The following is a 25,277-nucleotide window of genomic DNA, read 5'->3' as shown; positions in this document are numbered from 1 at the left end:
TGAATAGAGAAAATTCATGACATGAAGAAAGTGAGTGACCTGTTTATGAGGAAATCTCATATAAAAAATCTAACCATAGAAAATCTGTTGGTTAGATTTGATTTTTTATATATTAAAAGCTAAATGTATACCTTTTATTTGAGTAATACAGGTTTTTCTTTGTTGAGAACAAATTCTAATGTGTAGAGAGGGTAATAGCACACATTTTGAGAATTTTCGCCAATATTTTTTTGAGAAAATTTAAAAGCGAATGAAGGTTTATACGTCTTAATAAAATTATGAAATGATGTTGATACAGTGTTACGTGATGATTTCACTTCAATAGGGGTAACATTGCCCTGATAATAAATGACAAAATCGATTTCCTGAGATTGAGATGGTTCAAAGTAATAGGAATCTTTCTTTTTGGAGTGAAGAATCTGTGCAATAACATTTTCATATAAAGCACCCTTGAAATGCTCTAAATTTCCACTGATGAATGCTTTGATGACAGCCTCATCAAATTGGGACACAAGAAGACCGGTATCAGCCATATAGACTTTAAATATATTCAGTTCCTTATTGATTTCTAATGGAATCTCTGGAGTTTTCAATCTATATGTTTTGATAATAAGTCCACTGTCTTTCAACCAATCAAGACTGGATTCATAATAGCGAGCATTTCCACCTTTTTTAATGAGCTTATATTGAAACTTTTTATTTTCTTTAGCTAACTGAAGTGGAATAGAATCATAACATTCTCTTGCTTTTATTCTTTCAGAACCATGAGCATATTTAAGCATATCGTTTCTATAATCATCGACGATTTGTCTTTGGATAAGTAGTGCTTCTCTGTATGATTTTGTTTGAAAATAGGTTTGAACAACTTCAGGCATGCCGCCAATAATCATATAGTCTTTAAAGAACTGATTAAATTTTTCATGAATGCTAATAGGAATAGGCTTGTTGTTTTCAATAGATTGATAAATTGTATCTATAATAGATGGATTAACTCCCATAGCATCTACAAATTCTAAAAAAGTCAGGGGATACATATCCCATGTTTCAACGTAACCAACTGGGAAAGACGAACTTGATGCTACTGCAACACCAAGCATACTTCCAGAACAAATAATATCACAAGGAAAATCTTCAGACAGGAATTTCAAAGCTGTGAAAGCATCTCCACATGCTTGAATTTCATCTAAGAACAGCAAAGTATCATTATCAAATTGAATATCCATATATGTTAATTCAAAGTATTGCAGTAAATCATGAGCAGTTTTTGTCTGTTTGAAAAGTTCTTGAAATTCATGATCTCTTTCAAAATTGATTTCAACCAGATTTTTGTAGTTGTTTTTGGCAAATTCTCTAATGATATAAGTCTTACCAACTTGACGAGCTCCTTTAATAATGAGCGGTTTTTTCACTTTTTTGTTTTTCCATTCTATTAAATCATTATAGATTATTCTTTTCATAACTATCACCATCCATATATAGTATATCATTTGAATAGAGAAAAATACATAAAACAGATATAAAAAGTTATAAAAAAATGCAAAATAACTTTTATTTTATATTAAAAAAATGCAAAATGCATAATTTATTATATTGAAAATATGCAATATTCATGCATTAGGTGTGGGTAAGCAGCAAATAAAATGAATCTATCATAGATTTATTAACTATAATAGAATCGGACAGATGATAATGCAAAGAATATCTCTTTGATGATTTGAGTATTTATTTTTTTAATCTATAAGATTTTGAAGCAATCTTTACATTCTTGTGAGTCAAAATATGTTAAAATAAAGTAGCAACCCTTATTTGCAACTTCTAGTTGACAAAAAACAACCCTAGGTTGGTGGTTAATAGAGCTGATTTTGACTATGCTTAAGACAAGAGGTGAGATATATGAGTTTTGGAGAAAAGTTACAACAATTAAGAAAAGAAAAAGGTTTATCTCAGGAAGATTTAGCCTATCAATTAAATGTATCAAGACAGGCAGTCAGTAAATGGGAATCACAAAATGGTTATCCAGAGATGGAAAAGATGATTTTAATAAGCGAATTGTTTCAAGTAAGTTTAGATTATTTATTAAAAGAAGATTATGATGATTCTTTTCAAAAAACAGATACTTCTTATTATTTAATGTCAAAACAAAAAATAGACGACTATATACAAATTAAAAAAAGTTTTGCATTAAAAATGGCATTATCTGTATCATTCATGATTTTGGGACTTCTCATTCCTATTTTATGTTCAAATACACCTTATGAAACATGGAGTGGTTTTGGTTTCTTAATCATTATTGGTATAAGTATTTTTGTCATCATGGTAGCTGCTCTTTCTAAAAATCCATATCAGAATATTGAAGATCAGGAAATAAAAATGAGTTTTAGTGATTTACAAGAGTTACAGGAACAATATCAACAATTTCACTCTCATTTGACTTTAGCTATTGCTGGTAGTGTTTTATTGATTATTGTTTCACTTGCATGTGTGGCGTTATTAACAGAAACACATTTTGCCAACTCACAATGGATACCGGCTCAATTTATGTTATGTGTTGCGATTGCTGTATTCTTCTTTATTTATTATGGAATTTTAGATGGTGTGTATAAATTCATTGTTCATAATAAAGAGTATGTTAAAGATAAACAAATTCAAAAGCAGCAAAGTAGTATTTTTGGAATCACAATGCCTCTAGCAGCTATGCTTTATTGTGTGATGGGATTGACATGGAACTGGTGGCATCCAGGATGGATTATTTTTCCAATCACTGCTTTTATTTCATTAGGTATTGATTATTTGATTCATCGTAAGTAAAGAAGATGTAAGTCCAATGTCATTCAGTCCTTAACTTAATGACATTGCTGAATGGCTCCTTCTCTTTTGATGATGCGGTGAGCTGGCAGAAAGGATGGGAAGAAAACGAGTAGCAATTGAAAACGAATTGCAATCCCCGGTTCCTCTTGATATAATAATGGTTAGATATTACTAACTCATTTGCATATAGGAGGATAGATAGCCATGTCCGAATTTGGTATAGTAGAAGATACAATGTTTATTCCTATGGTGGGAAGGATTTACGCCACCGAAAAGTTTCCGGGTATTTTATATGATAAAAAAGCACTTTCATTAAAAGAAAAGCTGCCATCCGCACTGTTGGAAACAGGAAATCAAAGTCAATACACGCTTCTGGCTTCTGCATCCCGTTCCGCTAATATGGATCGGCATATCCAGAACTTCCTGAAACGTAAACCGGATGGTGTTGTTATACAGTTGGGCTGCGGACTGGAGACAACGTATGATCGCAATGAAAATGGACAAACCCAATGGTATGCTGTAGACCTTCCGAATGTAATCGAATACCGGCGCAGTTTGCTCCCGGAACCTGAGAAGGAAACTTATCTTTCAGGGGATGCTTTTTCAGACGGATGGCTCAGGCAGATCCGCAGGAACATGCCTGATACGCCTCTTCTGGTTACTGCAGGAGGTCTGTTCCATTACTTTCAAGAGGAAAAAGTTCTTGGCCTTTTGCAGATGCTGAAAGGTTTCGGGAATATAGAGCTTGTGTTTGATACGGTAAATAAAAGCGGCATGAAAATGTTGCAGAAGAAATATATGAAGCAGATGGGGCATGAAAATGCCCGAATGTTTTTTTATGTGAATTCGGCTGAAGATCTGGTTACCACCTTGGGTGGCGGTGTCAAAGTACTGGCGGATGAACCGTATTACAAGTTTATCAAACGAGATGGATTAAAAATCATTACAAAAATCAGTATGGATGTCTCAGATCGATTTGGAATGCTCAAAATGCTCCACCTGGAGTGGAGGTGAAGTGAATATGACGGTCATGATAGAAAGTTTAATCGGAATCCTGTTATTCACAATCCTGATTGTTCCGCTGACACTGAAGAATCCCTTTGCCTCGGTAGGAGATTATCCTCCGGCCATAAGGGAGAAATGTATGGAATTAGGGTTGAGCGAAAAAAGAGAACAACGCTTCACCAGGGCGGATATCATTCGGAAAGGGATCGCCCTGCTTGCTTTTGTGTTCATCTTTGCTGTTGTCCTGAAACAGTTTAATGGAGCAGATACATTCTGGAAAGGGTTCCGGGATTCCTACCTGATCTGGCTGATCATTGATTGGTATGACGCTCTGGTGCTTGACTGCATCTGGTTTTGCCATTCGAAAAAAGTCAGGATACCAGGCACAGAGGATATGGAAGAATATAAGGATTACTGTTTTCATATTAAGCAGTCCTGTATTGGTATGCTTCTTGGCTTGCCCGCCTGTCTTGCAGTGGGAGTGATTACAGCAATCCTCTGATCAGCCATCAAATGATATAAAACAGAATATGATTCGCATTCAGTAGGAAATCTCTCGTTTATGAGTACGTTTGAGGAGGAATAGAATATGAAAAACACCATCTGTGAAAAACTGATGTGGTCAGCGATGACACCTGCTATTTTCAAATATATCGCAGCCAATTGCAAAAATACGGATACATTCAGGGTGAAGAAGAAATCGCGTAAAAACTTTAAAGATATGTTGGCGAGGACACCCGACATAGGCGGTTTTACGAAAAATCCTCTGCGAATCTGTCTTTCCGGCGGAATTGTCTGGATGGCAGTTTATAAGGCAATGGATGGGGCGATGAGCCATGAGCAGTTCGGGGAAATGGTGACAGCCACGATGCAGGCGTCGCTCATTAAAAAAGCTTTCGGGAGTAAAAATCCATTTGATATGGAATATCAAAAAAAGAAAGTCAAGAAGGACAGAATTGCAAATGCCATATCCGACAGCGAATTCAACTGGATGACGGAGACGATTCCCGGAAGGGATGCAGACGAATACACCATCAACTATCACAGGTGCGGCCTGTGTGCGCTTGGAAAACAGGAGCATTTGGAAGAACTGATACCTTATATGTGTGCCATGGATTTTATTTCTGCTGATCTCATGGGCGGCGTGTTATACAGGACAGGTACACTTGCAGAGGGCGCAGAAAAGTGTGATTTCTATGTTTGCAAAAAGGACTCTAAATGGGATAAAGAAAGAAAATACGGACAGCAATCCAAGCTGCAAAAACAGGGAGAGTTGGGAAAGTGGAATATGTGACGGTTGCACAGGAGGGCTTCTATGGACTTTATCATGTCCCTGTTAAGGATCATGATCCCAAAAAGGTCGTCATCGTAGTAGGCGGCAGCGAAGGGAATGAAAATATCCCGATGAATGTGGGCGCTATGTTTGCCAGGTGCGGCATCGCCGCGTTAGGCATTTGTTACTGGAACGTAGACGGGCTGCCGAAAGAATTGGTTCGGGTGCCTGTCGATCCGTTTGAAAAAGCAATCCTGTGGCTGAAAAACAAGGGACATGAGAAGATTATCATGTACGGCATTTCAAAAGGCGCTGAACTGGCGCTGCTTTGCGCTTCCCTTATGCCGGATATCTGCGGCGTTGTCGCACTCTCCCCGATCCACTGTATATGGGGAGGCATGTACGGGAATAAAAGCATGGCATCGAAAACTTTTTCATCTGCCTCCGAATTCACATACAGGGGAAAAGATTTTCCGTGTATGACAGCGCATCTGAAATATGGGCCGGCAATCCGGAACCTCATCCTCCATCAGCAGTTCGAGTTATCCTACATCTACGAAGAACCACTGAAACATTTTGATGAGGATACAGCCATTCATGTGGAGAACATTCAGGGAAACATTTTATTTATTTACGCAAAGGAAGATCTCATGTGGCCCAGCAAAGAGGCAGTGGCATATATGGTAAACCGCCTGGAAAAACACCGGTTTGCTTTCCGGGTGGATGTCTTGGAATATGAAAAAGCAAGCCACATTCTTGTTCCATTAAATCCATCTAAGCTGAAAATGTTTAAAATTGAGAGACAATATCCGGAAGATTGCAGGCGCAGCCGTGAAGACGCTTTCCATAAAACGATAAAATGGATATCGGAGGTAAAGTGAATATGGCGGTCATGATAGAAAGTCTGATTGGTATCTTATTATTCACAGTTCTGATTGTGTCACTGACGCTGAAAAATCCCCTTACCTCAGTGGGAGATTATCCCCCGGCCATACGGGAGAAATGTATGGAATTAGGATTGATCGAAAAAAGAGAACAACGCTTTACCAGGGCAGATATCCTCCGAAAGGGGATCGCCCTGCTTGCTTTTGTGTTCATCTTCGCTGTTGTCCTGAAACAGTTTAATGGAGCGGATATATTCTGGAAAGGGTTTCGGGATTCCTACCTGATCTGGCTGATCATTGATTGGTATGACGCTCTGATACTTGATTGCATCTGGTTTTGCCATTCGAAAAAAGTCAGGATACCAGGCACAGAGGATATGGAAGAATATAAGGACTATCGTTTTCATATCAGGCAGTCCTGTATTGGTATGCTTCTTGGCCTGCCCGCCTGTCTTGCAGTGGGAGCGATTACAGCAATCCTCTGATCAGCCATCAAATGATATAAAACAGAATATGTAAGCATTGTCATCATACACATGCATTTTTACTATCTGTCATTATTCCTTATAGTCAAATTCTATTTCATGACACTCTATCCATTATTCGCTCAAATTCTATGCAGGATTTGAATCAGCTTATGATTGAAAATCCAAATATAGATGAATCCAATATTTCCTACATAAAGAAACAGTATACGATGCATTGGAAACAAAGACTGCTATCTGAAAATATTCAATTAGATAGTTCTCTGGTTTTTCAGTGCTTTTTTCATTTCAAAAGACAGTTTATGCAGAGTATCTTCCCAAAGGAAAATGCCGATAAAGCCCTAAAATACAGGCTATACCGACATTTACCAGCTTATGAAAAGATAATCAGAAATTTAGTAAGTTTTTATAGAAAAAAAATATGAAAAAAGTATATAATGAATATAAATAAGGAGGTTATTATGGAGAAACGTTGGAATTTAGATCAATTATATTTATCTTTTCAAGATCAATCATTTTTAAATGATATTGAAACATTAAAACAAATGTTAGAAGATATGCAGGAATATTCTCAAAAGGAAAAAACAGAAGACAATTTAAAGTCATATTTAGAACAATCCAATCAATTTTCGGATCTGGTAGAAAAAATATATGCTTTTATATCATTAACAATGAGTAGTGATACAACGAATCAGGATGCTTTGAAATATTCATCTGTTATTGAAAATCTTTTAGCAGGTTTTGCAGATGCACAGGCAAAAATTGATCGTTGGATTGGTCAGTTTGATTTGGATCATATTCAAGATTCTTATATTCAAGAACATCTTTTTGTTTTAAAAGAAACACAAGAACATAATCGTTATTTATTAAGTGATGAGGGAGAAAAGATTCTAGCTCAAATGAAAACAACTGGCTCAAGTGCCTGGTTGAAATATAAAGATCAGTTAATTGCTTCTATGAAAGTATCTATGGATGGTAAGGAGTATCCTTTGACAGAAGTTTTAAATATGGCTTATTCAAAGGATAAAGAGGTGAGAAAGAAAGCATATGAAGCTGAGATAGCATCTTATTTACAAGTAGAACAAGGTGTTGCGAGTGCTTTGAATGCAATTAAAGGTGAAGCCATAACAAGTGCCAATCTTCGAGGTTATGATTCTGTTTTACAGCGTACTTTGATAGATTCCAGAATGTCACAAAAGACATTGGATGTTTTGATTTCTACGATGAAAAAAGCTTTACCTATGTTTGAAAGATATTTCCAATTAAAGGCTCAAGCGTTAGGTTATACGGATGGATTGCCTTGGTATGAATTATATGCTCCAATTGTAGAAAGTGATATGTCTTATCCTTTTGAAAAAGGTAGTCAATTTGTTGTAGAACAGTTTTATACTTTTTCAAAGCATTTAGGAGATTATGCCAAGAAGGCTATTGAAAATCAATGGATTGATGTTTATCCAAGAACGGGAAAAGTTGGAGGGGCTTTCTGTCATAATTTACATTGTATTCAGGAAAGTCGTTTCTTATTAAATTATGGAAATGAGTTTGGTGATACTATTACTTTAGGTCATGAACTTGGACATGGATTTCATGGTGTATGTTTAAATACACAAACAGCTTTAAATGCTGACTATCCAATGCCTATTGCTGAAACAGCTTCAACATTTTGCGAAACAATTATCAAAAAGGCAGCGCTCAAATCTGCTGATGCAAAAGACAAATTGTTTATTTTAGAAAATGAACTCTGTGATTGTGCACAGGTGATTGTGGATATTTATTCACGTTACTTGTTTGAAAGTCGATTGATTGAAAAGCGTCAAGAAGGACCATTAAGTGTTGAAGAAATCAAGGATTTAATGTTAGAAGCTCAAAAAGAAGCCTATGGTCATGGTTTGGATCATCGTTACCTACATCCTTATATGTGGACATGGAAACCACATTATTATGAAGCTGATTATGCGTTTTATAATTTTCCTTATGCATTTGGTTTATTACTTGCAAAAGGATTATATGGTTTATATCAAAAACAAGGTGCTACATTTGCTGATACGTATGAACATTTCTTATCATTAACAGGAAAAATGAGTTTAGAAGATGTGGGTAAGAGTGTTGGTATTGATTTACAGGATCCAGCATTCTGGCAAAATTCTATTGATATGATAAAAGATGATATTGATTTATTTGAAAAGTTATTAAAGCAATTGGTGTAACGAAATGTTACACCTTTTTTGTTGCAATTTTCATAAAATAAGAGTATATTGTTTAGTTGTAAACAATATACAAGTAAACTAATGAGGTGAGATATGAAAACGAACATTGAAACATTATTAGATTATTCAATACAGATTAGAAAGTATTATGCACGTGTTTTAAATGAGAGATTGAAAGATTTGAAATTATCGCCTAATGAAATGAATATCTTAATTTTATTATCAAATAATCCAAGTATTACAACAAGTACACAGTTAAATGTCTTTTTAGGAGTTTCTAAGGGACTCATTAGTCGTAGTGTAGAAAGCTTAGTGAAAAAAGAGCTGATTCGTATAGAAAGTGATGTCACTGATCGACGTATTCAACATATTTATTTAACAGCCGATGCAATTGAGGAGATAAAGATTTTAAAAAAAGAAATTCGAAAAATTAATGAAGATATTTTATTAGAAATTCCAAAAGAAGATATTCAAAAAATGGAAGAAACGCTAATAAAAATAAGAGATCACTTTAAAGAAAAAAATGAGGAGGTATGTTTATGAAATTAAAAATGTCACAAGAAGTGGACTTAGGAAAAGAACCCGTAGGACATTTATTGTTTATTTTGGCTGTACCAGCTATTACATCGCAGGTTGTCAATGCTTTATATAACATGGTCGATCGTATGTATATAGGACATATTCCAGAAGTTGGTTCTGCAGCTTTAACAGGGGTAGGAGTCTGTTTTCCTATTATCATGATTATTTCTGCTTTTGCATACTTATTTGGTATGGGAGGAGCACCACGAGCTAGTATCTTCATGGGGAAAAAAGACAATGATACGGCTGAAAAAATTTTAGGTAACTGTACAACATCACTCATGATTATTGCCGTTTTATTGACAGTTTTGGTTTTGATTTTTCAAGAACCATTATTATATCTTTTTGGAGCGAGTGAAAATACAATTGGTTATGCCATGGATTATATGACTATTTATGCGATTGGAACAATCTTTGTACAATTGACATTAGGGTTAAATGCCTTTATATCAGCACAAGGATTTTCAAAAATTAGTATGTTAACTGTTGTTATTGGAGCTGTCACAAATATTGTTTTAGACCCTATTTTCATTTTTGGATTGAATATGGGGGTACAAGGTGCAGCAGTTGCGACAGTCATGTCACAAGCTTTAAGTGCCATTTGGGCATTCTGGTTCTTATCAGGAAAAAATACGATTTTAAAATTAAAAAGAGAAAATTTAAAAATCAATTTTCATATTTTATTACCATGTATTGCTTTAGGTGTTGCTCCTTTTGCAATGCAGGCTACAGAAAGTGTTTTGGTATTGTGCTTTAACTCATCATTATTAAAATATGGTGGAGATTTAGCTGTTGGCGCTATGACAATCTTATCAAGTGTTATGCAATTTGCCATGTTACCATTACAAGGTTTAACACAAGGGGGACAACCTATTATCAGTTATAACTATGGTGCTAAACAAGGTGATCGTGTTCAAAAAGCATTTAAACTTCAAACCATTTCATGTTTTTCATATTCATCTATACTATGGTTATTGATTATGATTTTCCCAAGTTTATTTGTTGCGATTTTTACAAGTGATCCACAATTAACAGAAATCACAATTTGGGCATTAAGAATTTATATGGCTGGAGTTTTATTAATGGGTATACAAATTTCATGTCAACAGACATTTATTGCCTTTGGAAATTCAAAAAAGAGTGCATTTTTGGCAGTCTTTAGAAAAATCTTGGTTTTAATTCCTTTGATTTATATTTTACCTATGTTTATATCAGATCAAGTTTTTGCAGTCTTTTTAGCAGAACCTATTGCTGATACAATTGCTGTTTTAACAACCTCAACAATGTTCTATTTTGAAATGAAAAATAAGATGAAAGAAATGCAGACAAAACAATCATAAGAAAGGAAAGTTACATGATTATTGAACAGTTTAAAGATGCATTTATTGATGAAGTGATGAGCAATGAGTGGCAGGAAGAAATTCTGCCACTTAAACAAATGATGGCTTATTATCGTTGTGCCATCATGGAAGTAGAAACAAAATATTTAGAGTTTTAAATGAAGAACTTTCTCTTTGTTATGACCGTAATCCTATTGAATCTATTCACTCCCGCTTAAAATCTAATGCAAGTATTACAAAGAAGCTGAAGTTAAAAGGTTATCCGATTAATGTTGAAACAATGGAAAAATATCTTTATGATATTGCGGGATTACGAGTTGTCTGTTCATTTAAACAGGATATATATCATTTGGCTCAATGTTTATTACAACAAGATGATATTCGTTTAGTCAAGAAAAAAGACTATATTCAAAATCCTAAAGCCAATGGTTATCGCAGTTTGCATTTGATTGTTGAAGTTCCGATTTTTTTAGAGAATGAGAAAAAATGGGTGAAAGTCGAAGTTCAGTTCCGTACTTTAGCGATGGATTTTTGGGCCAGTCTAGAACATAAATTGAGATATAAAAAAGTCATTGATGACGATAAAGAAAGTTATATAGCTCATCAGTTATTGGAATGTGCACAGATGTGTAATGATTTAGATGATAAAATGAGTTCAATTAAAGAATATTTAGAATAAGAATCGCTTTTATAAGTGATTCTTTTATTATTATGCTTTATAAGCATGGTTGAATATGAAATATAAGTATTTGAAGAAAAGAAAGGGTTGATATAAAATAAAGATGAAAGTTGTGGTGGCACTATGCAAATAGAAAGATTTCAATGGAAAGAGACATCAAGAATTGTAGAAATGATCTGTCAAGTCTGGAAATTAGATCGCATATTTAAAAGTTTAAAAAATGGCATGATTTTCTCACAAGAATATTTTTATGATGTTTTATTGCATTCCACAGATTTATTTATAGCAACCAAACAACAGCGTATTGTTGGCTTTTTAGCATTATCTTTATCTAAAAAAGAGAAAATTCTGATTCCAAAAGAATATCAAAATCTTCTCTATCATCAACATGATGATTTTCATTTGATTTCTTCCTATCGTCAAATGATGCAAAACTATCATCAAAACTGTGAACAGTTATTACAAAAGATGCATCAAAACTATGATGGAGAGATTGTTTTATTTATGGTTGATGAGACATATCAGCATCAGGGATTAGGAACGAAGCTTTATGAGTATGCAGAATGTTTATTTAAAAAAGAAAACTGTTCCCATTATATTTTGTATACCGATACAAGCTGTTCTTATGAATTTTATGATCATCATCAAATGAAACGATTAGATCAATATCGAAGAGATGATGATTTTACAATTTATTTATATGCAAAGGAGTTGAAATCCATGGAATATAGACAATTACCACATGGAAATGAAAAAATTAGTGTGATTGGTTTAGGAACCAGTTCACTTGGAAGAATCAAGTGATGAAGAAATCATTGCGACGATTCAAGAAGCTATTGATCAAGGTGTGAATTATCTAGATTTAGCAAGTGGACATGCTAAAACATTTCAGGCAATTGGTCAGGCTATCAAAGGACAAAGAGAAAAAGTTTATTTACAGATTCATTTTGGAGCTAATTATGAAACAGGTGAATATGGATGGACGACAAATTTAGATAAGATCAAACAATCTATTCAATGGCAGTTAGAAATGTTGCAGACAGATTATATTGATTTTGGTTTTATTCATTGTATTGATGAAGAAGCAGATTTAAAAGCGATTGAAAAAGCGGGTGTTATTGATTATATTCAAGAATTAAAAAAACAGGGGATTGTCAAGCATGTTGGACTATCATCACATACTCCTGAAATTGTGCATAAAGTCTTAGATATGCATATATTAGATATGGTGATGTTTAGTATTAATCCCGCTTATGATTATAAACATGGTGAATATGCCATTGGACAGACTGATGAGAGAATGGCTTTATATCAGCGCTGTGAAAAAGAAGGAGTCGCTATTTCAGTTATGAAAGCCTTTAGTGCAGGACAGCTCTTGGATGCAAACAAATCACCTTTCCCGCAGGCTTTAACACGTATTCAATGTCTTCAATATGCATTAGATAAGCCAGGTGTTGTGACTGTCTTACCTGGTGTTAGAAATCGTGATGATTTAAAAGAAATTTTAAAATATACACAGGCCAGTGATGGAGATAAGGATTATACTGTTATTTCAACATTTGATGCTGTAGAACATCAAGGAAAATGTGTTTATTGTAAACATTGTCATCCTTGCCCTATGGGCTTAGATATTGCTTTGATGAATAAATATTATGATTTATCTTTATTAGGTGATGATTTAGCTAAAGATCACTATCATCATTTAGAAAAGAAAGCAAGTGACTGTGTGCAATGTGGACATTGTAATCATCGTTGTCCTTTCCATGTGGATCAAATGCAAAGAATGAAAGACATTGCCTTATATTTTGGAGAATAGGAGTGATGGAAATGAAAAAAATTTTAGTGTCTTATTTTTCAGCAAGTGGAGTCACTGCAAGAGTGGCTCAAAAACTATCTCAAGCTATTGATGGGGATTTACATGAGATCATACCAGCTCAACCTTATAGTCAAGCAGATTTAGACTGGACGAATCCACAAAGTCGCAGCAGTCAAGAAATGAAGGACAAAGCATATCGTCCAGCTATTCAAAATGAAGTTAAAAATATAGATGATTATGATGTGATTTTTATTGGTTTTCCAATCTGGTGGTATGTGGCACCAACGATTATCAATACATTTTTAGAACAATATGACTTATCAGGTAAAACAATTATTCCTTTTGCAACATCAGGAGGCAGTGGTATGGGAAATACCACTCAGGAATTAAAAGTTTCTTGTGGCAATGCCAAATTATGTCAAGGACGTCGCTTTGATAGTCAGGTTGATGTGGATACATTAAAAACATGGGCTGAATCATTTTTATAAGAGATATGAACAAAGCAGATTTGATTGAAAATTTGTAAGAGATTCGTATCTCTTTTTTTGTTTGGAATTGTATACATAACTCATTTTTTGTCTATTACATTTTAAAAATGACTTTTTTATAATGAAAATTGTAGAAAGAATAAATGAGGTGATAGTTCATGAAAGATTATATTTTTACATCTGAAAGTGTGACATTAGGACACCCAGATAAAATTTGTGATTTTATTGCAGATAGTATTTTAGATGAAGCCTTAAAACAGGATAAATATTCTAAAATGGCTGTTGAAGTGACAATTAAAAATGAAATTGTTTTTATTTATGGTGAAGCATCAACACGAGCTCAAATTGACTATGAACACATAGCAAGACAATGCTTGAGAAAAATTGGTTATAAAGAAGATTATCATATTATTTTAAAAATATCAGAACAATCACGAGAAATTCATGAGGCAGTATCAAAAGATCATGAAGTCTGTGCTGGAGATCAGGGAATCATGTTTGGATATGCCTGCAATGAAACAGAAGCCTATATGCCAGCGCCAATCTATTATGCCCATCGATTAGCTTTTGCATTAAGTCAGGCCCAAAAGAAACATGCTTTTTAGGACCGGATGGAAAGACACAGGTTTCTGTTGAATATAAAGATGGAAAGGTTGCACGTATTGATGCGATTGTCGTATCAACACAACATAAAGCATCCGCATCACAGGATCAAATCAGAGAAGTTGTGATGCAGGAAGTCATTCATCCTACAATACCTGATGACTTGCTGGATCAAGAAACAAAATATTATATCAATCCAAGTGGTAGCTTTGTGGTAGGTGGAAGTTTTGGTGATTCTGGCACAACAGGTCGAAAGATCATCTGTGATACTTATGGAGGTATGGGAAGAGTTGGAGGCGGATGCTTATCTTCTAAAGATCCAAGTAAAGTTGATAGAACTGGTGCTTATTATGCCAGATATGTTGCGAAAAATATTGTCGCTAATGGATTAGCTGATCGTTGTGAAATCCAGGTTTCTTATGCCATTGGACAAGCTCAACCTATTTCCTTGATGGTAGATACTTTTGGAACGGGTCATGTTTCAGATCAGCAAATCAAGGACATAGTGGAAATAAATTTTGATTTTCGAGTACAAAACATGATAGATGAACTTGATTTATATCAGCCTATTTATCATTTCACAAGCTGTTATGGTCATTTTGGTAAAGATATCTTTACTTGGGAAAGAGTGAAAAAATTAAAAGCTCAGACTGATTTTCAGCCACATCAATATCAAGATACACAATATGGACATGCGCATTAAAGAAAGAAGGATTGAAGAATATGGGAACAATAAAAGATAAAACAACATCAGTAGCATTAAAGAAAGTCATTCAATATATTGAAAAGAATCCAGGAGAGAATATCACAAAGATTTTAGACTGGTTAGATAAATTTGATACATCAGGTATGATTACCAAACAATTAACAGTCGTCAGAGATGTTTTAAGTGATCCCAATAATAACTGGACACAACTTGTAAATAGTTTATATACTGATATTGATGCCGATGTCAGAGTGAAATTATTTGAAAACTTTATCATTCATTCAGCCGTTTTAGGATTGAAACAAAGAGAAGATACTATGAATACTTATCACTGTAATGTGCCTTGGGCTATATTGTTAGATCCAACAAGTGCCTGCAACTTAAAATGTGTGGGGTGCTGGGCCAGTGAATATGGTCATCAGTTAAACTTAACTTATGATGAAATTGATAACATTATTGAACAAGGAAAGCAAATGGGTGTGTACATGTATATTTATACAGGTGGAGAACCTATGATGCGTAAAAAAGATTTAATCAAGCTTTGTGAAAAACATAATGATTGTGTCTTTTTAGCTTTTACAAATGCCACATTAATTGATGAAGCATTTATTCAGGAAATGTTGAGAGTGAAAAACTTTGTGCCATCTATCAGTATTGAAGGAAATGAATACACAACGGATTTACGTCGTGGACAAGGAACATATCAGAAAGTCTTAAAAGCCATGAAATTATTAAAAGACAATCGTTTGCCATTTGGTGTTTCATGTTGTTATACAAGTCAAAATGTTGAAGTATTAAGCAGTGAAGCATTTATGGATTCATTAATTGATTTTGGTGCGAAGTTTGCCTGGTTCTTCCATTATATGCCAGTGGGTAATGATGCAGTCACAGATCTGTTATGTACACCTGAACAGCGTGTTTTGATGTATCAACAAATTAGAAAATTCAGAAATGAAAAACCAATCTTTACTATTGACTTCCAAAATGATGGTGAATATGTAGGTGGATGTATTGCAGCAGGTAGAAATTATTTGCATATTAATCCTCATGGTGATATTGAACCATGTGTCTTCATTCATTATTCAGATTCTAATATTAGAGAAAAGAGTTTATTAGAAGCTTTATGTTCACCATTATTTATGGCATATAAAGAAGGTCAGCCATTTAATGACAATCATCTTCGCCCATGTCCAATGCTGGAAAATCCAGAAAAATTAAGAGAGATGGTTCATCGTACAAATGCTAAATCAACTGATTTACAATCTCATGAAAGTGTTGATCATTTGTGTGATAAGTGTCAATCATACGCTCACAATTGGCAGAGTGTTGCAGATGAGTTATGGCAGGAATATCATAAAAATTCATGAAAAAAATAAATTTAAATAGAAAGAAGAGAATAGTAGATCTCACAATTGAAAATCTAATTGTCATCATCCTGATTGGAATTGTGATGATCTACATCTTTTCTAAGATGGATATCATCACACATGCTCTTTCTATTTTCTTTCAGGCACTTGTCCCATTTTTATATGGGATTGTTTTTGCTTTTGTCATGAACATTCCCATGAATTATTTTCGACGACATTTACCCAAAAGAAAGGGACAGGAACGTAAAATTCTCTCTGCTATTTTGTCATTAAGCGTTGTTTTTATCGCTTTAGCAGCTGTTTTATTTCTCTTCATTCCCCAGCTGGTCCATTCTATTTCATCACTTATTATGAATATCTCAGAACTCTCAGAGGAACTGTCACAAATTGTAGAAAGTGTTCTGTTACGTTTTCATATGACTTCTTCGCAGATTACACAGGTTCAAATCAAACTGAGCGATTTTGTCAGTCAATTAATTTTAGCATTAGAAACACTTTTACCAGATGCAAAAAACCTGATTTCAACATTCGTATCAGGCATCTTAGATGTCATGATGGGATTTGTGATTAGTGTTTATCTTATTTTTTCTAAAGAAAAGCTTTTAAAGAAAGGAAAACATCTTTGTTATGTGTTTATTTCAGAAAAATGGTTAAATCGATTAATTAAACTTTATCGCTTAATCAATAAAGTCTTTAAAAACTTTATTAACAGCCAAATCATAGAAGCTGTGATTATTGGTGTCATGTGTTATGTAGGATGCTTAATTCTTCAAATTCCCTATGCTTCAACATGTGCTATCATTATTGGTTGTACCAATATTATCCCTTATTTTGGACCCTTTTTCGGAACAGCTTTTTGTGCTATACTTTTATTATGTGAATCATTATCAAAATCACTTTTATTTATTGTATTTGGAACAGTGATTCAACAAATTGAATCCAATTTGATTTATCCACATGTGGTAGGCAATTCAGTGGGATTATCACCACTACTTGTTTTATTTACAGTAATGGTAGGTGGACGTCTTTTTGGTATTGCTGGAATGATCTTTGGATTACCTGTGATGTCCATTATTTATGAACTCTTAAAAGATTATATTCATACACGCGAAGCTCAGCTTCGCACAAAAGAGAATTCTGCATAAGAAAGGAATATGTATATGATTGATATACGAGGAAAGAAATATGGAACTGATTAATGTTTTTATTATTTTAATTATTTTATCATTAGATTGTTTTGTTGTGGTTATGGAAAAGGGAGCTGTAATGCCTTTTCTTTCATGGAAGAAGATTAGCCAATATAGTGTTTTGTTTGGAATTGTATCGTTGATGATGCTTTTACTTGGTTTCTTTGTTGGAGGAATTTTTACATCTTACATTTTAAGAGAAATTAATCGTATGGTATTAGCAATGTTATTTATTTTAATGGGAAGTCGTTTTTTATATAATGCTTTTTCTAGAGGAAAATTTTTTGAAGGATTGGATGAAAATATTGATTTTAAACATATGAGTCGCTTGGCTTTTTCAACATCTATTGATTTATTTTTATTAGGTGTGGGTCTTCGTATTGTTGGAGTCGATATAATGACTATGGCCATATTAACAACCTTGGTGACATTTTTGTTTGTTTTGATAGGTTTAAAGATTGGTCAGATGTTTGGAGTTAAATATCAAAAACAGGTCTATTGTATTGCAGGAATCCTATTATATATGAGTTCCCTGGTTTTGGTATTTTAAGAGAACTGGATATTGGTGAATGCAATGAATTCTAAGAATAATACAAAAGATTTATTAGCGGATAGTTTAAGAGATTTGATGTTGAAAAAGCCATTTGAAAAAATTACGATTAAGCAGATCTGTGATGCCACAGGTGTGATACGTATTGTTTTTTATAATTATTTCTCTGATAAATATGCTGCTTTGGAATATATTGTTTATCGTGATCTTTATGAAACAGCATATCCTTATATTCAAAGTCGAGATAGACATGAAGCTTTTCGGGTTGTAATATTTGCTATTCAAAAAAATATTGAATTTTATCGAGTTGGTTACCAGATTGTTGGACAGAATAGTTTTGAAGAAGCTATCTATAAAGCTGTTCATCAAATTATTCATGATTTCGTTAGTCATATGGATGGTGAAATTCCAATGATGGATAAGTTTTCTACAGATACATTTACGAAGTTTCATGCAATTGTCATCAGTGCTGGAATCAAGGAATATGTGAAGACAAATAAAGAAGTTGAACCGAATGATTTAATTGAACTCTATGAATGGTTAATTTCTTCCAGTGAGAAAGTTTTAGAGAAAAAATAAACATTTTCGTCAAAATGTCTATATGTTTATAAGTCAATAAATCGTATACTAAGAGTAGGAAGGCTCTGTGTCAAGAGTGGAGGGGAAGTAACTTATTCAGTTACTTCCTTTGTTTATATAATGTCATACTTAAAACCAAGATGCAGAAGTATTCTTTTTCTTAGATTTTGAAAATATCTATAGCCATAGGCATTACGTTTGACTAGTTTCACCTTATTATTCATGCTTTCAATGAATCCATTATTGAAGCATGTTTTTATTCTTTTATTTTTTCTCTTGAAGTATGTTGTGTATGTCAGTGATCTTAATATTGGCATGAACCAGTTTTTCCTGAAGTTTTTAGCGGTACTCATATAATATTGATTTTCAGTCTTGAAAATATGATCAAGCCAATCATTTAATGCTTTCTTATAATCGTTGTGTGGTTCATTAAGTATTTTCAGGAAATTCTGATAAATGTCATAGTTGATTTTTAGTTCTTCACACGATTCAAGTTCAAGAATTGCTTCAACCAGCTGTTTATTTGTCATATGCTTTTTAAAATATGGATGATACCACGCTTTCTTTTCATTAAGTCTTTCTTTATATTGGTCAAAAAGATGAAGATTTCTTTTGATAAGTTTTGATAGAGAAGCATCTTTAAGATTCTTACAGCAGTTGATTCTTGCCTGCACCATATTTTCCCTTACAATTCTTGTATAATGAAATTTATCGGCAATGATCTGAGCATGAGGGAAAAGAGAATGCATGATTGAATGGAAAGCACCAGAGAGATCCATGACGATGATTTTGACTTTCTTTCGTTCATTGTAGGGAAATCTCATGAAATAGTTTTTGAGGTAGGAAGCACGTCTATCCGCAATAATATCAATAGTTTTACCAGTAATGGGATTGGTTATATGAAAAGCAAAAGCACCTTCATCAACTGTTGCCCTAAATTCATCAATGGAGATCGTAGAAGGAAGATGATAGAATCTTGGAGGGATGTCTATATGATGATAAAACAATCTATAGACAGTGCTTTTGGAACGACCATGAGATCTGGCAAGTACAGCCATTGCAGTATTTTCCCTAAAGCCAAAAAGACAGATTTGAGCAGCGATGGTAGTCAGCTTGGAATGAGGGAATCTAAAGGGGATGGTATCCTTGAAATATTTATGGCAATGCTTGCATTTGTATCTTCTGTAAGAAACCTCGAGTATGGTCTTTAAATGCCCGTTAGAAGTATGGGTAAGAAAAATTTTTCTGATGCCTTTAGAATCATGACGATCAACACATCCGCAATGCGGACAAGGCTTGCTCGTTGAAGAAGATACGATATTAACATATTTAATAGTGGAACCATCAGGTTTATGTTCATATCTGAAACAGGAATCAGAATCAGGATAAGGGATAGGAAAAAAAGTTCCATTCATTGAATTTAGTTCTAGCGATTTTAAGATATCATTGGTATAATTGAAATTGGACATAGAAAATAACTCCTTTCTTTTTTGTTTGTGGTGAACTAATTGTAAAACGAGTTATCGACTATGTCTATTATTTTATCTAAAAAACTGGAAGATGAAGTATTGAAAGATAACTTCCCCTCCAGTTTTAGTATAGAGCCAGTAGGAAAAGAATTTCTACTCTTTTTATAATCACAAGAATGGAGGGCTGAACATGATTATTTCGCATTATGAAGATAAAGATACACTTATTCAACAGTTAAACAGTGATGAAAATAAGGGGTTATCTTCTTTACAGGTAGAAGAGAATAGAAAGAAGTATGGGAATAATTCTTTAAAGGCGAAAAAGAAAAAGACTTTCTTTCAAAAATTCATGGAACAGTTTAAAGATGTTATGATTATTATCCTATTGATTGCAGCAGTCATTAGTTTTATCGTTGCTTTTTCTGAAGATGATATGGCAGCATTCTTTGAACCGATATTAATTGTTGCGATTGTTGTAGTGAATGCCCTGATGGGTGTTCTTCAGGAAAATAAGGCAGAAAAAACGATGGAAGCTTTGATGCAGTTATCTTCACCACATGCTAGAGTCATCAGAGATGGCAAACAACAGATGATAGATGCTAAGGATCTGGTTGTGGGTGATATCTTGATTTTACAAGATGGTGATTATGTTCCAGCTGATGCACGTTTGTTGGAAGAATCTAGCTTAAAGGTTGAAGAATCAGCGTTAACTGGAGAAAGTGTTCCGGTTGAAAAAGATGCCATTCAACCAGTAGATTTAGAAGCGCCATTGGCAGAACGCTTTAATATGGTCTTTTCCGGATGTAGTATTCTTTATGGAAGTGCCAAAGCCATTGTGACACAGACAGGTATGAATACTGAGATGGGAAAAATTGCCAAGCTGATAGACAATGAAGTTGAAATGAAAACACCGCTTCAAATGAAACTGGCCCAGTTAGGAAAGTATTTAGGTGTTTTAGCTTTAGTGATTTGTCTTGTCATCTTTGTGATGGGAATTATTGATGGCATGGATATCTTAGAAATCTTTATGACATCTGTTTCTTTAGCTGTTTCAGCAATTCCTGAAGGTTTACCAGTTATTGTGACTATTGTTTTATCTATTGGTGTCAGTCGTATGACACAGCATAAAGCCATTGTTAAAAAATTACCAGCTGTTGAAACTTTAGGAAGTACATCTATTATTTGTAGTGATAAAACAGGAACGTTAACACAAAATAAAATGACACTTGTCAAGATGTATACAGCTCAAGAAAAACAGTTGAAAGATATTGATCAAACGCAAAGTGATGCAGATATGAATTTATTAAAAGCGGCTGTTTTGTGTTGTGATGGCGATATTGAAGTCAAAGATGGTGAAGAAAAACCATTAGGAGATCCTACAGAAACATGTCTTGTAGCGGCATTGATGCATAAAGGTATCACTAAACAACAAGTGAATGATCAATATCCACGATTATTTGAATTGCCATTTGATTCTAATCGTAAATTAATGACAACAGTCAATCAGATTGGTAATAAAAGATATGCGATTGTCAAAGGGGCCTATGATGTTTTGGCATCACGTTGTTTAGATGAGAACATGGATGTTATTAATGACACAATGCTACAAATGAGTCAACAGGCCTTGCGTGTTATCGCAGTGGGTTATAAAGAAGTTAATGACAATGAAAGTGATTATGATAATGACTATTTGGAGAATGATTTACATTTTGCAGGTCTATTAGGTATGATTGATCCACCTCGACCAGAAGCGAAAAAAGCTGTTGCACAGTGTCAAAAAGCAGGCATTAAGCCAATTATGATTACCGGTGATCATGTCGTAACAGCAGGGGCTATCGCTAAAGAATTAGGTATTTTAAATGAAGGTGATATGGCGATTACTGGTGTGGAATTAGATAATATGTCTGATGAAGAATTTGATAACAAAGTTACACATATTTCCGTCTATGCCAGAGTATCACCAGAAAATAAGATTCGTGTTGTGAAAACATGGCAGAAAAAAGGTTATATTGTTTCAATGACAGGTGATGGCGTGAACGATGCGCCAGCATTAAAAGCTTCTGACATTGGCTGTGCAATGGGAATTACTGGAACTGATGTTGCTAAAGGGGCAGCAGACTTGACATTAATGGATGACAATTTCTCAACGATTGTGGCAGCGGTCAAGGAAGGACGAGGTATTTATAACAATATTCGTAAAACAGTTGGTTTCTTATTAGGAACAAATATTGGTGAAGTTGTCCTTGTCTTTTTATCAATGCTGTTTTGGAAACAGGCTCCATTATTATCTATGCAGTTACTATGGGTAAACTTAGTTACTGATAGTTTACCAGCCATTGCTTTAGGAACGGAACCTATTGAAGATGATGTTATGGATGAAAAACCTAGACATAAAGATGAAAGTTTATTTGCTCATGGTTTAGGTATACAGGTTATTTTACAAGGGTTTATGTTTGGTTGTTTAGCTTTAACAGCTTTTCGTTTAGGATGGCGTGAAACGGGTAATATTGAAGTAGGAAGAACAATGGCATTTATGGTATTGTCATTATCTCAAATTATTCATGCCTATAACATGCGTTCATCAAAGTCTTTATTTAAGATTGGTATCTTTAAAAATAAGAATTTAAATAAAGCTGCTTTGATTTCTATCTTCATGGTATTGATTGTTTTATTTGTTCCAGCTGTTAACCATATCTTTGGATTAGAAATATTATCTTTACATTTCTATATCAGTGCTTTGATTTTATCATTTGTACCTGTTTTGGTTTTAGAAATTGTCAAAGCTTTTCATCTTTTGAAATAAATGTTAACATAGATATGATAGCTATCTGGCTATCATATCTATATGTTTAAGGAGGATTTCAATATGCATAAACTCAAAGAGAAAAGCGAAGCAATCAAAGCGGAAATTCATGAACATAAAGCCTCTTTTACAGTCTATATATTATTAAGAGCCATTATTTTTATGGTCATGATTTTACAATTATGGAATCGTAATTATGAAAATGTGTTTTTATGTATTTTATCTTTGTTTTTGATGATTGTGCCAAGCTTTATTCAGGCAGAATTTAAAATAGAATTACCAAGTTTATTAGAAATCATTATCTTTTTATTTATTTTCAGTGCAGAAATTCTTGGTGAAATTTCATCATTTTATATTTATTTCCCTATGTGGGATACCATATTGCATACTTTAAATGGATTTTTATGTGCTGCTATTGGTTTTTCTTTAGTAGAAATTATGAATAATGATAAACGACTTAAGTTTACTTTATCACCTCTTTTTATGAGTGTTGTTGCTTTTTGTTTTTCCATGACCATTGGTTCTTTATGGGAATTATTTGAGTTTGGTATGGACCAGTTCTTTAATTTTGATATGCAAAAAGATACTGTGATACATGCTATTCACTCTGTTGTTTTGGATCCAACAAAAAGTAATATACCTATTACCATTGCCCCTATTAATGAAGTGTTGATTAATGGTCAGAACTTAGGTTTAGGTGGTTATCTGGATATTGGTCTGATTGACAGTATGCTGGATCTGGTTGTGAATTTTGTTGGAGCTTTTATTTTTTCAATATTTGGTTTCTTTTATAGTAAGAAGAAAGAAAAGAAGAATTTTATTCAACAGTTTATTCCTATAAAGAAGGAGTGAGAGGAAGAGATATGAAAACAAAACAGTCAAAACTATTATATTTTGTTAGTGGTATTTATATCGTGACGCTTTTATTTGCTTTTGTTTTAAATATACAAAAAGGAAATCTCAAAGATATCATGATGTGTTTTGTTGCCTGTATAACACCATGGCTTTTTCCAATTCTTATGCGTTTGTTTTATTTGAAAATGACAGATGAAATCAAAATCATTAATGTGATTTTTATATACTTTGCTTCACTGGTAGGAAGTTCATTAGCTGGATATACATTACCTTTCTATGATAAAATTGTCCATTTTTTCAGTGGAATTCTTGCCAGTATTATCGCAATGATTCTTTATTGCATGATTAAAAAACAACGCACTATTTATAATAAGCAGGATTATATTCTTTTTTTTATATTTATGATGACAGTTAATTTATCAATTGCTGTTATTTGGGAGTTTTATGAATATTTTATGCTTGTCTTTTTCAATAATGACTGTATTCTACATTACACAACAGGTGTCCATGATGCCATGACAGATATGCTTTGTGCACTTGGTGGTGGATGTGTAGTGCTATTGGAAATGATTGCTCATAGAAATCGTCAGGAGTCACCTTTCTTTATGCGTATTGTTGAAAAATTCTATGATTGTAATATGAATGATCAATCATAGATATATAATCAGGAAAAGAGGATGAAGATGTTAAAAAAACAAATAGGGATAAAATCACAGTATATTGTTGAAATTGTGAATGATGATATGATTAAGTGTCAACGTTATGATAATCAAACAGAATATACATACTTTGAAAGATTCGCTGCACCAAAGAATCTTAAAAAGGGTGATTTATTAGCGGATGGTGAATTTGGAAAATTGATTTTATTAAAAAATAAACAAAAAAGAAATTTCTTTAGTCACAAACATTAAGAAATAATGATACAATATAAAAAAAGAGGTGTCATTATGAAAAAATTAAAAACCATATGGTATAGCTGTTTAATCATTTATATTGTCACTTTGATATATGCTTTTTATGTCAATTGGCAAGGAAAGTATTTTGGAATGACTTTTGTTGCCTGTCTGACACCGTGGATTTTACCTGTACTCATGAAAATATTACATATCAAAGTTCCATTAGAATTTTATATCATTAATCTTGTTTTTGTTTATTTTGCCAGTCTTTGGGGAAGTTGCCTTGGAGGCTATTCAACGCCCTATTATGATAAATTTATACATTGTGCCAGTGGTGTTGTCATTTGTGAATTGATATATTTTATCTATAAATATTTTTTGAGAGAAGATCATCGTCAAAGTCTGATGTTTCTATTTTTGAATGCTGTTAATGCTTTAGTGGCTTTATTATGGGAGTTTTATGAATATGCTTTGTTAGTCTTTTTTAACTATGATGCTATTAATCATTGGACAAGTGGTGTCCATGATACATTGACAGATATGCTGGTTGCTGTGATTGGCGGGCTTGTTTTATCTTTCTATTTGATACATTTTGATCAAAGTCCCAAAGAACATTTCTTTGTGTCTTTGGAAAGAAAGATTTATCAGTTAAATCATAAAAAAGACTCATAACGATATGAAATGATACAGAGAATGAA

Annotated in this window: 25 protein-coding genes and 1 pseudogene; 24 read left to right on the top strand and 2 right to left on the bottom strand. The window is 33.5% G+C overall.

All coding sequences use genetic code 11. The features are described 5' to 3' along the window. Nucleotides 1-134: 134 nt before the first annotated feature. Nucleotides 135-1,457 carry an AAA family ATPase gene (locus KEC48_RS09675; protein WP_211962087.1) on the bottom strand — a complete coding sequence of 441 codons (1,323 nt, stop codon included), beginning with the start codon at nucleotides 1,455-1,457 and terminating at the stop codon, nucleotides 135-137. A 436-nt stretch (nucleotides 1,458-1,893) separates the two neighbouring features. Between KEC48_RS09675 and KEC48_RS09670 the strand changes: the two genes are divergently transcribed. The 19 genes and pseudogenes from KEC48_RS09670 to KEC48_RS09585 all read left to right on the top strand — a co-directional run bounded on the left by KEC48_RS09670 (nucleotide 1,894) and on the right by KEC48_RS09585 (nucleotide 18,556). Next, nucleotides 1,894-2,808, top strand: a complete 915-nt coding sequence (locus KEC48_RS09670; RefSeq protein WP_087359971.1) for a helix-turn-helix transcriptional regulator — start codon at nucleotides 1,894-1,896, stop codon at nucleotides 2,806-2,808. A gap of 204 nt (nucleotides 2,809-3,012) precedes the next feature. Beyond that, on the top strand, nucleotides 3,013-3,822 hold the full coding sequence (locus KEC48_RS09665; RefSeq protein WP_071441114.1) for a class I SAM-dependent methyltransferase: 810 nt from the start codon (nucleotides 3,013-3,015) through the stop codon (nucleotides 3,820-3,822). A 7-nt stretch (nucleotides 3,823-3,829) separates the two neighbouring features. Further along, nucleotides 3,830-4,315 (top strand): hypothetical protein, encoded by a 486-nt coding sequence (locus tag KEC48_RS09660; RefSeq protein WP_211962086.1) that lies wholly within the window; start codon nucleotides 3,830-3,832, stop codon nucleotides 4,313-4,315. An 87-nt stretch (nucleotides 4,316-4,402) separates the two neighbouring features. After that, nucleotides 4,403-5,107 (top strand): L-2-amino-thiazoline-4-carboxylic acid hydrolase, encoded by a 705-nt coding sequence (locus KEC48_RS09655; RefSeq protein WP_022789868.1) that lies wholly within the window; start codon nucleotides 4,403-4,405, stop codon nucleotides 5,105-5,107. Then, nucleotides 5,095-5,967, top strand: a complete 873-nt coding sequence (locus tag KEC48_RS09650) for an acyl-CoA thioester hydrolase/BAAT C-terminal domain-containing protein (protein ID WP_087936353.1) — start codon at nucleotides 5,095-5,097, stop codon at nucleotides 5,965-5,967. Before KEC48_RS09655 ends, KEC48_RS09650 begins: the two co-directional genes overlap by 13 nt. Before the next feature lie 125 nt (nucleotides 5,968-6,092). Continuing rightward, entirely contained in the window at nucleotides 6,093-6,455 is a 363-nt protein-coding gene (locus KEC48_RS09645; protein ID WP_211962085.1) for a hypothetical protein, read from the top strand. A gap of 461 nt (nucleotides 6,456-6,916) precedes the next feature. Continuing rightward, nucleotides 6,917-8,662, top strand: coding sequence for a M3 family oligoendopeptidase (locus KEC48_RS09640; protein WP_211962084.1), 1,746 nt, complete (start codon nucleotides 6,917-6,919; stop codon nucleotides 8,660-8,662). A gap of 93 nt (nucleotides 8,663-8,755) precedes the next feature. After that, a complete protein-coding gene (locus KEC48_RS09635; protein WP_211962083.1) occupies nucleotides 8,756-9,205 on the top strand; it encodes a MarR family transcriptional regulator in 450 nt (149 codons plus the stop codon). Beyond that, the gene (locus tag KEC48_RS09630; protein WP_087936357.1) at nucleotides 9,202-10,581 is read left to right on the top strand and encodes an MATE family efflux transporter; all 1,380 of its coding nucleotides are present in this window, start codon (nucleotides 9,202-9,204) and stop codon (nucleotides 10,579-10,581) included. The genes KEC48_RS09635 and KEC48_RS09630 overlap by 4 nt, the downstream gene beginning before the upstream one ends. 14 nt (nucleotides 10,582-10,595) lie before the next feature. Then, nucleotides 10,596-10,739 (top strand): hypothetical protein, encoded by a 144-nt coding sequence (locus tag KEC48_RS16430; protein ID WP_349291026.1) that lies wholly within the window; start codon nucleotides 10,596-10,598, stop codon nucleotides 10,737-10,739. Then, complete coding sequence (locus tag KEC48_RS09625; protein WP_349291025.1) at nucleotides 10,697-11,260, top strand: GTP pyrophosphokinase family protein; 564 nt, start codon at nucleotides 10,697-10,699, stop codon at nucleotides 11,258-11,260. The genes KEC48_RS16430 and KEC48_RS09625 overlap by 43 nt, the downstream gene beginning before the upstream one ends. A 123-nt stretch (nucleotides 11,261-11,383) precedes the next feature. After that, nucleotides 11,384-12,064, top strand: coding sequence for a GNAT family N-acetyltransferase (locus KEC48_RS09620; protein WP_249191342.1), 681 nt, complete (start codon nucleotides 11,384-11,386; stop codon nucleotides 12,062-12,064). Further along, complete coding sequence (locus tag KEC48_RS09615) at nucleotides 12,048-13,076, top strand: aldo/keto reductase (RefSeq protein ID WP_249191341.1); 1,029 nt, start codon at nucleotides 12,048-12,050, stop codon at nucleotides 13,074-13,076. Before KEC48_RS09620 ends, KEC48_RS09615 begins: the two co-directional genes overlap by 17 nt. A gap of 11 nt (nucleotides 13,077-13,087) precedes the next feature. Further along, nucleotides 13,088-13,564 (top strand): flavodoxin, encoded by a 477-nt coding sequence (locus tag KEC48_RS09610; protein ID WP_211962082.1) that lies wholly within the window; start codon nucleotides 13,088-13,090, stop codon nucleotides 13,562-13,564. Between the two features lie 158 nt (nucleotides 13,565-13,722). Next, a pseudogene (metK, locus tag KEC48_RS09605) lies at nucleotides 13,723-14,870 on the top strand (methionine adenosyltransferase). A gap of 20 nt (nucleotides 14,871-14,890) precedes the next feature. After that, entirely contained in the window at nucleotides 14,891-16,240 is a 1,350-nt protein-coding gene (locus KEC48_RS09600; protein WP_211962081.1) for a radical SAM protein, read from the top strand. Then, nucleotides 16,237-17,385 carry an AI-2E family transporter gene (locus KEC48_RS09595; RefSeq protein WP_211962080.1) on the top strand — a complete coding sequence of 383 codons (1,149 nt, stop codon included), beginning with the start codon at nucleotides 16,237-16,239 and terminating at the stop codon, nucleotides 17,383-17,385. Before KEC48_RS09600 ends, KEC48_RS09595 begins: the two co-directional genes overlap by 4 nt. Nucleotides 17,386-17,425: 40 nt before the next feature. Then, a complete protein-coding gene (locus KEC48_RS09590) occupies nucleotides 17,426-17,977 on the top strand; it encodes a manganese efflux pump (RefSeq protein WP_211962079.1) in 552 nt (183 codons plus the stop codon). Between the two features lie 24 nt (nucleotides 17,978-18,001). Next, nucleotides 18,002-18,556: a TetR/AcrR family transcriptional regulator C-terminal domain-containing protein gene (locus KEC48_RS09585; RefSeq protein WP_211962078.1), complete on the top strand. Its 555-nt coding sequence runs from the start codon at nucleotides 18,002-18,004 to the stop codon at nucleotides 18,554-18,556. Between the two features lie 113 nt (nucleotides 18,557-18,669). On the opposite strand, the gene KEC48_RS09580 is transcribed toward KEC48_RS09585, so the two are convergent. Next, nucleotides 18,670-20,025, bottom strand: coding sequence for an ISL3 family transposase (locus KEC48_RS09580; RefSeq protein ID WP_211962077.1), 1,356 nt, complete (start codon nucleotides 20,023-20,025; stop codon nucleotides 18,670-18,672). A 190-nt stretch (nucleotides 20,026-20,215) separates the two neighbouring features. Here KEC48_RS09580 and KEC48_RS09575 point away from each other — a divergent pair, with 190 nt between their 5' ends. The 5 genes from KEC48_RS09575 (at nucleotide 20,216) to KEC48_RS09555 (ending at nucleotide 25,251) form a co-directional block, all read left to right on the top strand. After that, complete coding sequence (locus KEC48_RS09575) at nucleotides 20,216-22,828, top strand: calcium-translocating P-type ATPase, PMCA-type (RefSeq protein WP_249191340.1); 2,613 nt, start codon at nucleotides 20,216-20,218, stop codon at nucleotides 22,826-22,828. 63 nt (nucleotides 22,829-22,891) lie between these two features. Beyond that, nucleotides 22,892-23,680: a hypothetical protein gene (locus KEC48_RS09570; RefSeq protein ID WP_211962076.1), complete on the top strand. Its 789-nt coding sequence runs from the start codon at nucleotides 22,892-22,894 to the stop codon at nucleotides 23,678-23,680. An 11-nt stretch (nucleotides 23,681-23,691) separates the two neighbouring features. Continuing rightward, complete coding sequence (locus tag KEC48_RS09565) at nucleotides 23,692-24,339, top strand: DUF2238 domain-containing protein (protein ID WP_211962075.1); 648 nt, start codon at nucleotides 23,692-23,694, stop codon at nucleotides 24,337-24,339. Between the two features lie 27 nt (nucleotides 24,340-24,366). Then, nucleotides 24,367-24,594: a hypothetical protein gene (locus KEC48_RS09560; protein WP_211962074.1), complete on the top strand. Its 228-nt coding sequence runs from the start codon at nucleotides 24,367-24,369 to the stop codon at nucleotides 24,592-24,594. 36 nt (nucleotides 24,595-24,630) lie between these two features. Next, entirely contained in the window at nucleotides 24,631-25,251 is a 621-nt protein-coding gene (locus KEC48_RS09555) for a hypothetical protein (RefSeq protein ID WP_087298097.1), read from the top strand. Nucleotides 25,252-25,277: the final 26 nt, after the last annotated feature.

Source organism: Clostridium sp. C1, assembly GCF_018223625.1.
Classification (GTDB): Bacteria; Bacillota_I; Bacilli_A; order Erysipelotrichales; family Coprobacillaceae; genus Allocoprobacillus.
Note: the sequence above shows the minus strand (reverse complement) of the source record. Positions and strands in the feature narration are given on the sequence as shown.